The organism is Microcoleus sp. D3_18_C4, from assembly GCF_036702355.1.
In the GTDB taxonomy this organism is placed as follows: domain Bacteria; phylum Cyanobacteriota; class Cyanobacteriia; order Cyanobacteriales; family Microcoleaceae; genus Microcoleus.
The window spans coordinates 41,493-56,694 of record NZ_JAUBTF010000013.1; the positions used below are offsets into that span (position 1 = coordinate 41,493).

At 44.3% G+C, this 15,202-nt stretch carries 13 protein-coding genes and 1 pseudogene; 9 read left to right on the forward strand and 5 right to left on the reverse strand.

Annotated elements, in window-relative coordinates; translation table 11 throughout:
* Positions 1-55: 55 nt before the first annotated feature.
* Positions 56-1,180 (reverse strand): cupin-like domain-containing protein, encoded by a 1,125-nt coding sequence (locus tag QUA90_RS09040; protein WP_333383935.1) that lies wholly within the window; start codon positions 1,178-1,180, stop codon positions 56-58.
* A gap of 232 nt (positions 1,181-1,412) precedes the next feature.
* Complete coding sequence (locus tag QUA90_RS09045; protein WP_333445040.1) at positions 1,413-2,273, reverse strand: sugar kinase; 861 nt, start codon at positions 2,271-2,273, stop codon at positions 1,413-1,415.
* Between the two features lie 71 nt (positions 2,274-2,344).
* Between QUA90_RS09045 and rsmI the strand changes: the two genes are divergently transcribed.
* The 5 genes and pseudogenes from rsmI (at position 2,345) to QUA90_RS09065 (ending at position 6,485) form a co-directional block, all read left to right on the forward strand.
* The gene (gene rsmI, locus QUA90_RS09050) at positions 2,345-3,226 is read left to right on the forward strand and encodes a 16S rRNA (cytidine(1402)-2'-O)-methyltransferase (protein WP_333445042.1); all 882 of its coding nucleotides are present in this window, start codon (positions 2,345-2,347) and stop codon (positions 3,224-3,226) included.
* Between the two features lie 83 nt (positions 3,227-3,309).
* Positions 3,310-4,527 (forward strand): glycosyltransferase, encoded by a 1,218-nt coding sequence (locus QUA90_RS09055; RefSeq protein WP_333383930.1) that lies wholly within the window; start codon positions 3,310-3,312, stop codon positions 4,525-4,527.
* Positions 4,528-4,782: 255 nt separating this feature from the next.
* Positions 4,783-5,232, forward strand: a complete 450-nt coding sequence (locus tag QUA90_RS09060; protein WP_333445044.1) for a DUF262 domain-containing protein — start codon at positions 4,783-4,785, stop codon at positions 5,230-5,232.
* Positions 5,157-5,408 (forward strand): annotated as a pseudogene (locus tag QUA90_RS30420) (hypothetical protein); the annotation flags it as partial. The gene QUA90_RS09060 and the pseudogene QUA90_RS30420, both read left to right, overlap by 76 nt.
* A 60-nt stretch (positions 5,409-5,468) precedes the next feature.
* Positions 5,469-6,485, forward strand: a complete 1,017-nt coding sequence (locus QUA90_RS09065; protein ID WP_333445046.1) for an HNH endonuclease family protein — start codon at positions 5,469-5,471, stop codon at positions 6,483-6,485.
* A gap of 146 nt (positions 6,486-6,631) precedes the next feature.
* Here QUA90_RS09065 and QUA90_RS09070 read toward each other — a convergent pair whose 3' ends face one another.
* A complete protein-coding gene (locus tag QUA90_RS09070; protein ID WP_445300096.1) occupies positions 6,632-7,621 on the reverse strand; it encodes a DNA cytosine methyltransferase in 990 nt (329 codons plus the stop codon).
* A gap of 152 nt (positions 7,622-7,773) precedes the next feature.
* Here QUA90_RS09070 and QUA90_RS09075 point away from each other — a divergent pair, with 152 nt between their 5' ends.
* Positions 7,774-9,033, forward strand: a complete 1,260-nt coding sequence (locus QUA90_RS09075) for a folylpolyglutamate synthase/dihydrofolate synthase family protein (protein WP_333445050.1) — start codon at positions 7,774-7,776, stop codon at positions 9,031-9,033.
* Positions 9,034-9,038: 5 nt separating this feature from the next.
* Here the strand turns inward: QUA90_RS09075 and QUA90_RS09080 are convergent, their stop codons facing one another.
* Positions 9,039-9,614, reverse strand: a complete 576-nt coding sequence (locus QUA90_RS09080) for a Uma2 family endonuclease (protein WP_333327028.1) — start codon at positions 9,612-9,614, stop codon at positions 9,039-9,041.
* 394 nt (positions 9,615-10,008) lie between these two features.
* The gene (locus QUA90_RS09085; RefSeq protein ID WP_333445052.1) at positions 10,009-11,292 is read right to left on the reverse strand and encodes a sugar ABC transporter substrate-binding protein; all 1,284 of its coding nucleotides are present in this window, start codon (positions 11,290-11,292) and stop codon (positions 10,009-10,011) included.
* Positions 11,293-11,728: 436 nt separating this feature from the next.
* On the opposite strand from QUA90_RS09085, the gene pilM reads away from it, so the two are divergent.
* The 3 genes from pilM to QUA90_RS09100 all read left to right on the forward strand — a co-directional run bounded on the left by pilM (position 11,729) and on the right by QUA90_RS09100 (position 14,906).
* Positions 11,729-12,823: a type IV pilus assembly protein PilM gene (gene pilM, locus QUA90_RS09090; RefSeq protein WP_333327141.1), complete on the forward strand. Its 1,095-nt coding sequence runs from the start codon at positions 11,729-11,731 to the stop codon at positions 12,821-12,823.
* 392 nt (positions 12,824-13,215) lie between these two features.
* Positions 13,216-14,112, forward strand: coding sequence for a PilN domain-containing protein (locus QUA90_RS09095; protein WP_333445054.1), 897 nt, complete (start codon positions 13,216-13,218; stop codon positions 14,110-14,112).
* Complete coding sequence (locus QUA90_RS09100) at positions 14,109-14,906, forward strand: pilus assembly protein PilO (protein ID WP_333445056.1); 798 nt, start codon at positions 14,109-14,111, stop codon at positions 14,904-14,906. The genes QUA90_RS09095 and QUA90_RS09100 overlap by 4 nt, the downstream gene beginning before the upstream one ends.
* The last annotated feature ends 296 nt before the right edge of the window (positions 14,907-15,202 follow it).

Genomic DNA, 15,202 nt, shown 5'->3' on the forward strand with positions numbered 1-15,202 from the left:
AGATTTTTGTAGGGCGGTGTCCCCGTGCCCGCCCCTGGAAACCATACATTAGCAATTACCAATTAATATGAGGATATTTCCATTCATAATAATTAGGAAACACAAAATTAGTAAACGAAACCGAAATACTAACCTCCAATGATTTTACATGATGCCACCAACCGACAGGAATAAAGATAGCTTCTCCCGGTTCCAAAATTACTTCAATAATTTTCGCATCTCTGTAAAGCGGGTATTTGTCATAATCGGGATTTTCGCCGTCCACTTTGCTGAAAACACCGACGTGATTATAAAGCAGAGGTGTTTGTTGCGGAGAAATCAATTTAATTAGTTTGCGACCCGACACTTGAGCTAAAATTAAATTAACTGGGTCATGGTGGAGTGGTGTAATCGTGCCTTTCGGGCCGAACCAAAAGAAAACTCTGCCTTTTGTATCCGTTGGATTTAGGTATTCTGGAAAAATTTCAATGTCGTTGAATAGGGGTTTAAATTCCTCTCTTTCCAGAGTTTGGTTGTTAGCAACCATGTAGTAGTCGTTGCTAGGCCCGCCCTTGACCACCATCTCTACATATTTGCGGAACAAAACAATTTTTTTGTGGTTTTCTATCTTAATTTCGTAATTCGGGTCAGAGTTCCGGTTGGCTTGAATTTGTACCTCTGCATCGCCATATTTTTCTTGCAAATACTCCGGCGTCCACAACTGCAATGCTTTCCAGTTGTGCATGATATTGGTAATAATTACTGGAGTATTTTTGGCGTAGTAATTTTCAAGAAAATACTCTCTGGAAAGGCTGCTTTTACGTTCGATTGTGCCAAATTTGGAAGACAATGCGGCTAATTGATTGCTAATCCTAAGATGCGATTCTAATTTCTGCAATAACTGGACGTACTGACTACCTGCTTGAAAATAGGGATGAGATGATATTTCCCTAACTTCTGCGGTGGCTGTTTCTGCATCTATGCCGGTATTTATTAGTGCTTGAATAATTTCTGCGTCGGGTTGATTTAATAATTTGTTAGCCGCCACCCACTGTTTCATATTGTCGGGGATTTCTTGTTTGCTTGGGGTGAGTAGATTGGGCAAGTTTTGTGTCAGCCATTCTAGGTTAACTTGCTGTTGTTCTGTTAGGGTAATCCGCAAAGGGGGAAGGGTGATAGTTAGAGGTTGGGTGTCAGGCATGATTCGGGTATGTTGTTTTGGGAGTGTTTTGTGTGACTTTAACTTGTCTTACTAATATAGCAATTTGGTTAAGGAACCGCGAAGGCGCAAAGGGCGCGAAGGAAGAGAAGAGAGAAGTTCACAAATTTTGTCGAGGTTGCTGTCAGGATTTTAACTTAACAGGTGTTGCTAGTTCAACTTTTCTAGCTGGGAGGGGTTTTCCCCGGATACTTTGGTTAATTTTTAATTAAAATTAACCCTTATTCATCCAGCCGCGGGTTCCGAAGTTTTTGCAGGAATGGGAAGCGATTTTAGCTGCTGCAGTGAGAGTATCTGTAAAGTTGTTATTTTGCAAAATGTAGTGACAGAAAGCGCCGTGAAAGATGTCGCCTGCGCCTAAAGTGTCTGTGGCTTGAATTTGAGGTACTTGTATAGTGCCGTAACTGCCATTGCTGAGGTATAAAATTGATTTTTCGCCGCGCGTGATGGCAATATGGGAAATTCCGGCTGCTGACAGGTAAGCAAAGACTTGTTCGGAATTGTCGCAGTTGGGCGGATGAAAATTCTCGGAACATACAGCCCATTCAACGAAAGGCAATATTTCCTCTAATCCGGGTTTCCAACTGCCGCCGTCGAGGACAATGGGAATGTTTTTCGAGTGGGCAAGTTGAGCAATTTCTTTGCTGGCTGCGATTTGATGTCCGTCAAGCAGTACCATACTAACTGATGTTAAAATATCCTGGTTAATTGTTTGACTGTCAACTTGCGATTTCGTAGCATTGATGGAAATTACCGATCGATCGCCCGTTGCTTCAGTTACAATAATCGAGGAAACTGGCGGCGAGTGCGATCGCCCGGGTTCCAAATCAATTATCCTGACATTATACTCCGCTAAGTCTGCACGAATTAATTGGGCGATCGCATGAGTGCCCAAAACCCCAGCCCATATCGCCGCATTCCCCAAATAGCTAAAAGTGACCGCAGCATTCGCCGCCGGCCCGCCCGCAGCAATGGTACAATCAGAAGCAACAACTTTCTGATTTTCACCCGGAGGCTTCTCGGCCAAATAAACTAAATCTAAAGTCGCCAATCCCAAAAACAATCCCGTTTTCATATCTTCTTAAATGTGTGGCATGGGCGTCCCGCCCGTGCTTTATCTGCGATTAAAAACTTCAAAATATCAAAATGCAAGCAAATCCCAATACAGGAACACTTTACCTCGTAGGAACCCCGATCGGCAACCTCGAAGACATGACATTTCGCGGCATCCGAATCTTGCAAACAGTAGACTTCATCGCCGCCGAAGATACCCGCCATACAGGCAAACTTTTGCACCATTTTCAAATCAAAACTCCCCAAATCAGCTATCACGAACACAACCAACACCAGCGACTCCCCGAATTAATCGACAAACTGCTATTAGGGAAGAGTATTGCCCTCGTTACCGATGCTGGAATGCCGGGAATTTCTGACCCGGGTTCCGAGTTAGTCAAAGCTTGCGCCGATGCTAATATTAACATTATTCCGATTCCCGGCCCGACCGCCTGCATAGTTGGTATAACTGCATCGGGATTACCCACTGAGAGATTTGTATTTGAAGGTTTCTTACCCGTGAAAGGTCAAGAACGCCAACAAAGTTTAGAAGCTTTGCAAATAGAATCCCGCACTATAATATTATACGAATCTCCCCACCGATTGCGGCAAACTTTACAAGATTTAGCAAATAGTTTGGGAAGCGACAGACAGATTGTGCTGGCGAGGGAATTGACGAAAATGCACGAAGAGTTTTGGCGTGGTAGTATAGAAAGTGCGATCGCACTTTACACCAATCGCGAACCCCAGGGAGAATTTACCCTCGTAATTGCCGGCATCCAAACAGCAGCCCCAATATTTTCCGAAGACGCCATTAAAGCAGAATTGCAAACATTAATTGCACAAGGCATAAGTCGTTCCCAAGCCAGCCGTCAACTAGCGCAACAAACATCCCTCCCCCGTCGCCAAATCTACCAACTCGCCCTCACAATAGGCGACAATGAATCAGTAGAACAACCCGTCGATGACTTGTGAATAACTCTCTTCTCTTCTCCTCTGCGGTCTCTGCGGCCTCTGCGGTTAAATAAAAAAAGCTAGATACTCACACTCAGAATTATATGGTACGCGGAAACTACGATCGACAAAAGCCGTATTTACGAAACCCCCACATTAACAAACCAATCGCCGAAATTTATGCAGACTTAGACGCCTTTACCTGGGAAATATTTGAAGACCAACCCCACCGCTTCGATACCGTCAGTTTCTACGTCTTGCTTCCCCCGCTGTTTTACGAAGGACGTTTCATCAAAGGAATTTATTTCAGCGAAGCAGTCGAACTCATCAACAAACTATTTCCCCAACTTTCCTCAGTATTTTTATCCTTCGCCTATTCCCCCGGAATCTCCTATTCCTGGGCCCCCATAGCTGACGCCTACTCTAGTTTATACAAAAACTCGCAGCGGGATAAATGGTTTCGCGAAACTTATCCAGAGCGCGCTCACAAACCAATCATACCACTGCAAGACACCGACTTCATCAACGAATACTTAATTTCCCCGCGCAACGTCCCCGCCAAAGACATAGACTTGCTAGCCGTCGCCCGAATTTCCGAAGAAAAAAATTTGCCAATCATAGCCAAAGCCTTAAAAGTTTACCGCCAAAAATATCCGCAAAAACCGATTAAATTAACAGTCGTCACCGGCCACGAATTTGATGCTAGCAACCTGAAAACTCTCGACCAGTACGCCTTACAAGAATGGCAACAAGTGGAGGAAATTTTAGGCAATCCCTCCGACTACATTAACTTAGTGCCGAGAGTAGACTACTACAGCGAAATCCCCACATATTATTCGCGAGCCCAAGCATTCGTCCTCGGTTCCCTCCTCGAAGGAAAAAACCGGGGCATTACCGAAGCCATGAGTTGCAACGTACCAGTAATTTGTTTTGAAGAATTCAACCAATACGCCAGAGGAAACTCGCCAGTTTTCCCCGAAGGTGCGGGTCTTTACGCCAAGTTTGACCCGGAATCTCTCGCAGATACTATATATACAGTATTGGAAAATCAAACACAATTCAAACCCCGATATCAGTATTTAAAGCATTGCGGGCGCAAGAACTTTTTCAATACTTGTATAGACAGTTTTCCTTACTATCAGCACAATATTCCCGGCTACAAGCCCGGAGATGCAATTAACAATTTGTGGCTGGATTTAGCAGTTCAACAAAATTATCAAGTTAGTTTGAATAGCTTTTTGTACGGAGGTTCTCCCTTGTCTCATATTCGCGGGACAAATGCGATTCAGCACAATCTAGGTCAGTTAACAAAATTTTTATGATAATTGGAAATTAATTAACAGGATTTATGCAAAATCTGCGTTAAAAGACCCTTTTACCATTACCAATTACCCATTACCAACGTGTATCTCACTTGTTTAGTCGCGGATTAAAAGCCCAGTCTGCTTCAGGTTTGTAAACCGAATTTAGTATCACCCAGCTTACCCTGCTCCTATTAACAATAATTAACATTTTCTATGTTTATACTGATACACTAGAAGTTGTAAACTAAATGTGTACTTATATTCAGTATAAACATGAAAGCATCAGAAACCAGTCTACGCAATTTATTAGAAGGTACTAAGCAATTTCAAATCCCCCTTTTTCAACGACCTTATTCTTGGACAGAAGAGAAATGGGAGACGCTCTGGGAAGATTTGATGAAACTTTATAATGATGAAGTAGAAGGTTCGTATTTTTTAGGAGCTATTGTCACTCAATCAATAGCTGGAACAGCAGATGGCATATCTCCTTATCTAGTAATTGATGGGCAGCAACGTCTGATTACTCTCACTATTTTATTGGCTGCTATGTGGGATCATTTAATAAGAGAAAAAAAGACAGAAGTTGCTCAAGAATTATACAATCTCTATTTAATTAACAATATAAAAAAGGCGAAGAATTTTATAAAATTTTACCGACTCAAGAAGATAGAGAGGCTTACCAAAGTATTCTCCAAGATAAAAAACCCAAAAAAGAAGGATTAACGAAAAAAGATCAGATATATGCCTCTTATACGTTTTTTAAAAAGCAGCTTAAAAAGCCTAGTAAAGATGAAGATATTACACTCGATATACCCAAATTTAAGGCCGTCATTTTAGAGCGCTTAATTCTAGTCAATATCACTTCTGATGATAAAGACAACCCCTATCTGATTTTTGAAAGCTTAAACTATAAGGGACAAGAATTAACCCAAGCTGACTTAGTTCGCAACTATATTTTCATGCAATTGCCTCGTGAGAGACAAGAAGAAATATACAAGAAGGAATGGTTGCCTCTTCAAGATAAGTTCAAGGCTAATATGGCCCCAAAAGAATATGCAGGTGAGCTGACAACTGCATTTTGGTTTTATTTGCGTAAAGACGGCACATCAGTTGGGGAAAAAGAAGTTTATAAAGAAATTAAAAATGTTTTTGACCGTGAGAAAAATGATAGTGAAGTTAAGTTGAAAGAACTTGTCCAATTCGCTAATTACTACCAATGCTTAAAGTTTGATAATAATGAGCGTGAAGAGAGTCTGCAACGTTGGTTCGAGCGATTGCTCCGTTTAGACTTCACTACTTGTCATATTTTTCTACTCAACGTTTACCATCGCTATGAACAGAAAGAACTTTCTCTTGAAAACTTTGAAAAAATTCTACGTTACTTAGAATCTTATTTTGTGCGTCGTTGGTTTGCTAAGGTTCCCACAAGAAGCTTAGGCAATGTATTTAATAATTTGTACCGTGAAGTCAAGGCAGCAAATCCTGATGATTTGGTGGAGGGACTGCGGAAAGTTCTGGGTCGATACGAAAAAACCAAAATCTGGCCTTCAGATGAAGAGTTTCGCAAAGGTATTCTCAATACCCCTGTTTATGCCCCCAGGGGTTCTAACGACCGAGTTAAACTTATCCTGGAAAGTTTAACTGATTCACTTAGCAAGGAGCAGGTAAATAAGCAAAATCTAACCATAGAACACATTATGCCCCAAAATTTAAAAAACTCCCAGTGGCCATCCATGCTAGGTGCAAATTCTGCTGAGGTACACAAGCAGTTTTTACATACTTTGGGAAATCTTACCTTAACAGGGTACAATACAGAAATTGGAAACAAACCCTTTGATGAAAAGAAATCCATTTACCTAGAATCTAATGTTTCCCTGAATAAATACTTTCAGGAGATAACAATTTGGAATGCTCAGGCAATTAAAGAACGTGCTCAGAAGCTAGCCGACATAGCAATCCAAGTTTGGCCGCGATAGGGATGTCGATATTTATCAAAGATTTTAGTCTTAGGTTGACACTAATGGTCGCATTTGAGCCCCGCGATTAGAATTACAGCTAAAATCGACAATCCTTACAACTTTACCAGAGATTCTCAATGGTAAAACTAAAAAGTATGTTAATTTCATAAGGTCGAAATATCGCCAAAAATCTTACTTGCCAAAATTCTAGCCAAATTCACAGGAACAGCATTGCCGACCATTTTGTATCCATCAGCAATATACTTGTACTTAAAAATAAACTCATCCGGGAAAGTCTGAACTCTCGCACACTCTCGCACAGAAAGCCGACGGTAGGGCTGAGGCGAATTGGGGTCAAAAATGCGTTTGTCTTTGCCAACCAAAATCATTTTACTAGCTTGAGGATGGAGAGGCGCGTGTCTGCCGCTTGCCTGAATTGTAAAAGAAGGTTCTGACCAACTTCGGACTCGATTGCGCGACAGATAAATGCTGGAAAACCCCAAATCCGCACATTCGTGATTTGGGACAGAATCGTGATAATTATCTAATTTAGCCTTAACTGACATTGGCGCGATCGCCTGCAAATCAAAAATCGCATCTTTCAGCGTCAAAACATCGGTTCCAGGTTCGGGAAACTCAAAACCCAAACCCAGAGTTTCCCGATAGCCAACAACAATCACCCTTTGCCTATCTTGCGGAACCCCAAAATTTCTAGCATTCAACAACTTGTACGAAACCCGATAGCCGATGTCCTCAAACTGCGATAATATATAAGTAAAAGCATCCTTGTTTCTGGGAGCTAAGATTCCGCTAACATTCTCAGCTAAAAAAAACAAAGGCTGCTTGTCTCGCACAATTCTGATATACTCCCAGAAAAGTTGACCCCGACTGTCATCAATCCCTCGTTTCGCCCCTGCTTCACTCCAACTTTGACAAGGAGGCCCGCCGATTATCCCAATACAGTTGGGAATTTCATCAGAATTAATTTTTCTGAGATCTCTGCGATCTAAAATGGTTTCAGGATGATTGAAATTATACGTATCCCAAATAGACTTATCATATTCATTCGCCCAAACCGGATTAAACCCAGCTAAGCGGAAACCCAAATCCAACCCGCCACAACCAGAAAACAGAGAAATAATATCCAAAGCCACCTTTTTTCACCCGCAATAAATACACTAAATCAATTATAAACCTCTCTTTTCTTAGATATATCTCTCTTTCTTCTCTCACTCTGCGCCCTCTGCGCCCTCTGCGGTTAATAAAAAAAATCTAATTCACACACAAACAGAATTTATCATCCTCAATGAATGCAGAATCCATCCTCCAATCTTACCAACATTTCGGCGTCCATCTCGGCTTAGAAAGAATTCACCAACTTCTCCAAAAACTAGACAACCCCCACCAACAAATACCCATTATCCACATTGCTGGCACCAATGGCAAAGGTTCCGTTTGCGCTTATCTCTCTTCCGTACTAACCGAAGCAGGCTATCGAGTCGGGCGCTACACATCGCCGCACTTAATCGATTGGACAGAAAGAATTTGCATCAACCAAAAACCGATTTCCCCAACAGAATTGCAACAGTGTCTAGAACGAGTTGTCGCCGCCACCCAAAACAATACCGAAACTCCAACTCAATTTGAAATAATCACCGCAGCAGCTTGGCTGTATTTCGCAGAACAAAAAACAGACATCGCAGTCATAGAAACTGGATTGGGCGGTAGATTAGACGCGACTAACGTTTGCGAAACACCTCTCGCTAGCGTCATCACTTCTATCAGTCTCGAACACTGGCAAATACTCGGCCCCACCGTCGCAGATATTGCTGGGGAAAAAGCGGGAATTCTTAAAGCAAAATGTCCGGCAGTTATCGGAGAATTGCCAGAATCCGCTAGAATAGTAGTAGAAAAACGCATTCAAGAATTAGACTGTCCGGCAACTTGGGTAAAACCAGCAATAGATTTAGGACAAGGATTCGCAGAATATCAGTTTAATCAAAATGCGGATAAAATAAAATATCAATTGCCACTGCTGGGAAAAATTCAACTAATGAATTCAGCAATTGCGATCGCAACTTTGCAAACTCTCCAAAACCAAGGATGGCAAATTTCCCCAACCGCCCTCGAAAACGGTATCGCCAAAACCCAATGGCCCGGAAGACTCCAGCAGACAACTTGGAAAAACCGCAATATATTAATTGACGGCGCGCACAACCCCGCCGCAGCGATCGCCCTGCGTGAATATGTCGATAATCTTAAAAGTTCCCAACCGATTAACTGGGTAATCGGCATTCTTGCGACTAAAGACTGCGACGATATTTTGAAAGCATTACTCAAAAAGGGCGATCGACTTTACTTAGTACCCGTACCCGATCAAAACTCATCATCCCCCGCAGAATTAGCCGCCCTAGCTCAAATTATCTGCCCCGAATTAACTCTCTGTCAAGCCTTCCCCGACTTAACAACAGCCTTAGATGCTGCTGTTACAGGTGACAACCTAACAATCCTTTGCGGTTCTCTTTATCTCGTCGGCTATTTTCTGCAACAACAATCCCAAGCTTAAACGAATCACAATTGTGTTTCTTCCTCCGTAAAGATAGGAGGCCACAATTCCGAAACGGGCAATTCCCAACCGGGAAAAAGTTCTGCTACTGTTAAGATATCGCCATTTCCTAAAACAGTCGGTTCACCTGTAGAGCGATAAATAGTTACTGTTTCTTCATCAGGATCTATCAGAATTCCGACGATCGCACCCAATTCTATAAACTTCAAAACCTTGGTTTCTATAAGCTTAATGCGATCGCTCTGAGATTTAATCTCAACCACCAAATCCGGGACAAGTTCTCCAAAATAACGCGGACTTTGGCGCAAGCGGGCGGCCCGCACAAAAGAAACATCCGGTGCTTTGACATTCGTATCCGGCATGATGAAACCGCCTGCGGAGTCAAAGACTCTCCCCAAGCGACGGGGATAAACCCAGTTACCCAGCAAGCGAATCAAAATACTGCTGATTTCACTGGATACGATGTCTGATGGGCCCACAATTGAAAGTCTCCCGTCTTCTAATTCAATTTTGTAATCTAAACCCGCTTCGGAAAAAAGGGTTTGAACTTGGTTTAAATCTTTGAGTGTCATCGCTGGCATAAGAATTTTCTCCTATTCCGATCTGAGCTTTGATTTTAACACGAGTCAAATTTCTGAATATTTGAGGAATTCAGGCTATATTCCTACAAATCATCAATCACGCTGCATTGAGAAAGGCGATCGCACGGGATAAATAAACCCGGTTTCTGGGATGAGCGATCGTTCTTATCAACAAACATTTATCTCTAAAATAGTCGAGATTAACTTATCCAGACTTCTCCTCCGACTCCGCCTTGTGAAGAGGCGGTAATTTCATCATTCGATAATAATTTAAAAGGTTATATAGGGGCTTATATATGGCGGCACAGATTCCCATTATTTAATAATACGTCAACTGACCAAAAAAAGCAAGGGGCGAGAGCAAAAAAAATCCCGCCCCTGCTTAAATTCAAAACTACCTTTGATCCCAAGCCTTAGCCGCATCAGCCACAGCTTGGTCTACCGACTTTTCCTCCAACATTGCCGCCTGCAAATTGTCATAAATCGCCTTTTGCAACTTCTTAACATCCTTGAGAGGCGGAATCAATAGCTCGGCGGAAGTCAACCCAGAAGCACTAACAACCCGAGCTCGATCGGCTGCAGGAGCATCAGTAGGAACGCTCTTAAAATAACCGTCCTGCAAAGCCTCAACCGTAGAAGGCAAAACATTAGCAGCCTTAGCAAAAGCCAACTGATTTTGAGAATTAGTTACGTACAAAGCAAACTTGACAGCATCATCAGGGCGCTTGCTGTCGCGAGGCACAACCAAATTCATCACCGCCACAGTCTTCTTGCCGGTTTCCCCTGTAATTTGAGGCGCAGCAGCCGAAACAGCACCAATACTCGGAGCATTCTCAGCAATCGCCTTCAAAAACTGAGGCCCGGAAGCTAACAAAGTAGTTTCCCCAGCTTGATAAAGCTCGATCGCCCTACGATGTCCCTGCACCAAAACATCCTGCGGCAAAAGTCCGTTCTTGTACAAATCCACCCAATACTGAAAAACAGCTTTGCCCTTAGCAGTATTAAAAGCCGCCTTGCCTTTAGCGTCAACCAAAGGCACACCCATTTGCACGAAAGATTGCAAAACTTCCGCCGAATCTTCCGGCACAAAAGTCACAAAAAAAGCAAACTTACCAGTCTTCTCCTTCACCTGCTTCGCAACCTGTGCCAACTCGGCATAAGTAGCAGGAGGCTTAGCAATTCCCGCCTTCTTCAACAACTCCGTATTGTAAATTGTCACCCCAGTCGTGAGATACCAAGGAATGCCAAAAGTCTTGCCGTCGAGTACACTAGCTTTCCAGATATTTGGGAGATAGAGCTCACGAACTTGCTGCGGAATTCGAGAATCCAAATCCAGCCAAGCATTGCGTCCAGCCAACAGCGAAGCAAAATCGGGATTCAGGTTCACCACATCCGGCGCAGTTTTCGCAGAAACAGCCCCCAAAATCTTGCTTTCCATAGCCGACCAAGGAACGTCCACCCAGCGCACCTTCACCCCCGGATTTTGGGCTTCAAAACCGGCGATCGTCTTGTTGAAATACTCAGTAAACTGAGGTTGAAGCTGCATAGTCCAGAACTCGATTTCCTGCGTATTATTTGCCTGGGAATTCACAGCCGGCTTGCTGCAACTCACCACCGCAGCCAGCAGCAGTCCCACCAGCCCAAAAACAGCAAACAGTTGCCAAGATTTACGTTTCATAGAATAAAATTTGAGAGTTATGGGAACCGTTAGACAAAAAAGCGTGAAGCGAAGCTATCTTCCCGCAGGGGTTCCCGTTCCCCGTAGGGTAGGCTAGGGAATCGCCCGAATCAAGCGCGATGAGTCAGTAACAAAGTTTTGTACCTGGGCACGGCGAGCGAGATAGTCGGTTTTTCTGCAGAATCGGCAGGTTTTCGGTCGATCGAGCTGGAATTTATTGACATTCGCAGCAGAATAGCTATTGTCAAGTAAATTGGATAGCATAAAATCGGAACTAGCGATCGCGCAACACAGACGGAGCTGCGTAGCTACGGCGGGATACCGAGATTACAGCACTCTGGCGGCAGTTGGAAACCAACCCTCCGACACCGGGCGCGCTGAATCAGGCTGGCCAACTACAAAAGAAAAAAATAGCAATTATCGGCGACCCAATCACATGGTTAACTTTTTCAAAGGTCTACTTTCCCAACGCCAGCCAGGAATCGGGCTCGAAATAGCCCCAGACCGCATCAACATCATTCAGCTCGAAAAGAAAGCTCAGGCATTAAAATTAGGCATCCTAGCCTCAATAGAAGTTCCAGAAGACTATATACAAGAAGGACAAATAGTCGATCCGCCGGGAATGGCAGAACTAATACGTACCGTCCTCGCCGAAAACAAAATCAAAGCCAAGCGAGTAGCCACAGCCATTCCTGGCCGTGAAGCCGTCATCCGCCTCATCCCAGTTCCAGCAGAGCTCAACGAAGAAGAACTGCGGGATTACATGAATGCAGAAGCAGGACTTTACTTGCCGTTTCCCAGAGAAGACGCCGACGTAGACTATCAAAAAATAGGCCTATTTGTAGATGACGACGGAGTAGAAAAAGTGCAAGTCGTGTTAGTAGCAACCCGGAGAGAAGTTACCGATACATACATCGAAACCTTCAAAGAAGCCGGACTGATTATAGATGTACTAGAAGTAACCAGTTTTGCCCTAATCCGCACCCTCAAAGACCAACTGCAACAATTTTCCTCCCAAGAAGCCGCAGTTCTCACCGCCATAGAATTTGACAGCACCGAGTTAGCTATAGTAGTGGACGGCATACCTCAGTTCAACCGTACCATCCCGATCGGCACCTACCAAATCCAGACCGCCCTCAACCAAGCCATGAACCTACCGCCAACCAGAGACACCAGCGAACTGCAAGGCATGACCCTGCCCGTCACAGATACCATGGGCGCATCGGGAGACGCCAATCCCGGCACAAATGCGATGATAAAAGTATTGGGAGAACTAGCAGACGAACTGCGCCGCTCAGTAGACTTTTACCTCAACCAGAGCGAAGAACTCGAAGTAGCGCAACTGCTGCTAGCAGGCCCTGGAGCTGCGATCGGCAAACTAGACGAATTTTTTATGCAAAGATTAAGCTTGCCCGCATCTCAAGTCGATCCCATCGAAACCCTAGGACTCGAAATCAGCCAAGAAATTACCCCAGAACAGCGAGCAGGTTTAGGAGTCGCCCTAGGTTTAGGACTAAGGGAGGTTATGTGACCTAACAGTTTTAGATGAGAGAAAAACCGATTTGAGAATTTTAGGTAAAAACCCCTTCCAAAAGAAGAAGGCAGAAAGCAGAAGGTAGAATATTACAGGTAGAAGGTAGAAGGTAAAAGGTAGAATATATCTGAGGTAGAAGCAGCCCCTTCCTTCAGTAGAAGGCAAAAAGTTGTTTCTTTCTTCCCTAAATAAATCCTTCACTTGTACCAGCAATCTTGGGCTCTGTCAAAAATCTAAAATTTCCCATTTAAATCTATAGCAACAGCCAAGACTGTGAGGACATTCTTAATTGCTCAAACATAAGCGGTAAATCACTTTTTCCTTCTTCCTTGTCTGTTTTACCTTCTACCTTGTGCCTTCTACCTTATGCTATAAAATCGAGTGAAGCCATGTACAGCCTAGATATTAATTTTCTCAACGACCGTCCGGACTACAAACCCGTTGCAACCAAAAGTCCAGCTAAAAAAAGTTCCGGTGGAGTCAAAGACCAACTGCCCATATATGGAGCGGTGCTGTTTGCCCTTGGCATCAACGCCGCAGTCATGGGAGCCTGGTGGTGGGCGACTAACGAAAATACCAACTTGGCCACACAACAAGCAGCCATCGACCAAGAACTGGCAACGTTAAATACTCAAGCCAACACCATCAAAGCCATCAACGCCGAAACCGACCAAGTTACCGCCGAATACAAAGCATTAGCCGGAGTATTCGACCAAATTAAACCTTGGTCGGCGATGCTGCAAGACCTGAGTGCCCGTACTCCGGCGGGAGTGCAAATTGGCAAAATCGAGCAAATCGACCCGAGTCCCTCCCCCGTTGCAGCAGCACCCCCACCCCCTGCAGCAACTCCCGCCGCCTCCCCAGGGGCGAGTCCGTCTCCAGCCAGCCCCGCCCCTGCTGCTGCTCCCGTCCCCGTCGTCCCGCAGCAGCCAGCAAAAGTACAAATTTCAGGAATAGCCAGTACCTTTGCTCAAGTTAACGACTTTATGCTGCTAATCCAGCGCTCTCCTTTCTTCCTTAACACCGATACCAAACTGATAGCGGCCACATTAAAAAACAACCCCGCACAATTACAAGTGCGTAACCAAAACGCAGCACCACCAGAACTTCCCAAACTGCGACCAGTGGTGGAATATAAAATTGAAACGACGCTCAGCCCGACGGGGGCCTCCGAGTTGCTCTCCGAACTGCGAAGCAAGCAAGCAGACGGGCTCGCAATACGGATAGAAACACTTCAAGAAAAAGGAGTGCTAGAACCACAAAAACCAGAGGTGAAAAAACCATGACATCAGCAGAGTTTATTCAGAGCGGAAAAGCAGAAGAAACAGGGGATCAGGAAATATTCGGCATTAAGCTGACACCCCAAGTCCAAGCAATCGGCATCGCGGTTCTCGGCCTCGTCATTGCCGGCGGCCTCGGCTACCAGTTCGTACTGCCCGAATTCCAAAAAAAGGGCGACTTCGAGCAAAAACTTAGCGAAAGCAAGCAAACGCAAGTGCAATTGCAAACTCAAATTCAAAAAAAGGCAGAAGCAGAAGCAAAGCAAGAAGAAGCAAAACAGCGCCGGGCCAACGTGACGGCAATGTTTGCCAGCGACGCCAGCGCCAACACGCTTTTGCTTGACATGACCCAACTGGTTAATAGAATCAACGCCGGCGTGCAAGGAGATGACCTCAAGGCTAAAATTACCAAGTTTGAGCCGGATATGCCCCCAGCGGCAGCAACCGCCGCGCCGGGAGCTCCAGACCCTGATATTCTGGCCGATACCTCCTTCGGGCCGTCCCTGGCTGGCAAGCTCAGACGCAAAAAATTCAAGGTAGAGTTTGAAGGCACTTTCGCTCAAACCCGCAATTTTATGCGTAACTTGGAGTTGATGCAGTCGCTGTTGGTAGTTAGGAATTTGAAATCTGAATTGCTAGCATCAAATCAGCCAATTGAAGTTGATTTTTTGAAAGGGAAAATAGTTCCTGTGGAGCAGCCACCAACTAAAATTAAAACTGCTTTTGACTTGCACGCGCTGCTGCCGTTAAAGCAAGAAGAAAAACCGCCAACTCCGGCTCCGAGTCCTGCTGCTAAGTAGCGGTAGTTGGGCGGATAGATATTAGCTATTGTTCCCAAATGGCTCTTTCACAAGAAGTCAGAAGGCAGAAGTTTGAAATGGAAAGATTGAAGGTAGAAGTCAAAAAAGTATGAAGGTCAGAAAAAGATTTTTTAGATGGCAATCAAAAATTGGCTCTAAAATCTAATTTCTTCTAATACCAGTTTCAAAAAGTAATGGAACTGTATAGCAATCCTTGCAGGAGTCGTAATTTTTTTCCCCTACCCCAACCCTCCCATTTGTAAGAGGGGGAGTAAGAAATCCACAAATGATGCGAG

Bases quoted from the DNA above. Each gene is read 5' to 3' on its own strand.
- QUA90_RS09040 (WP_333383935.1), bottom strand. From the start codon at position 1,180: ATGCCTGACACCCAACCTCTAACTATCACCCTTCCCCCTTTGCGGATT.
- QUA90_RS09045 (WP_333445040.1), bottom strand. From the start codon at position 2,273: ATGAAAACGGGATTGTTTTTGGGATTGGCGACTTTAGATTTAGTTTAT.
- rsmI (WP_333445042.1), top strand. From the start codon at position 2,345: ATGCAAGCAAATCCCAATACAGGAACACTTTACCTCGTAGGAACCCCG.
- QUA90_RS09055 (WP_333383930.1), top strand. From the start codon at position 3,310: ATGGTACGCGGAAACTACGATCGACAAAAGCCGTATTTACGAAACCCC.
- QUA90_RS09060 (WP_333445044.1), top strand. From the start codon at position 4,783: ATGAAAGCATCAGAAACCAGTCTACGCAATTTATTAGAAGGTACTAAG.
- QUA90_RS09065 (WP_333445046.1), top strand. From the start codon at position 5,469: ATGCAATTGCCTCGTGAGAGACAAGAAGAAATATACAAGAAGGAATGG.
- QUA90_RS09075 (WP_333445050.1), top strand. From the start codon at position 7,774: ATGAATGCAGAATCCATCCTCCAATCTTACCAACATTTCGGCGTCCAT.
- QUA90_RS09080 (WP_333327028.1), bottom strand. From the start codon at position 9,614: ATGCCAGCGATGACACTCAAAGATTTAAACCAAGTTCAAACCCTTTTT.
- QUA90_RS09085 (WP_333445052.1), bottom strand. From the start codon at position 11,292: ATGAAACGTAAATCTTGGCAACTGTTTGCTGTTTTTGGGCTGGTGGGA.
- pilM (WP_333327141.1), top strand. From the start codon at position 11,729: ATGGTTAACTTTTTCAAAGGTCTACTTTCCCAACGCCAGCCAGGAATC.
- QUA90_RS09095 (WP_333445054.1), top strand. From the start codon at position 13,216: ATGTACAGCCTAGATATTAATTTTCTCAACGACCGTCCGGACTACAAA.
- QUA90_RS09100 (WP_333445056.1), top strand. From the start codon at position 14,109: ATGACATCAGCAGAGTTTATTCAGAGCGGAAAAGCAGAAGAAACAGGG.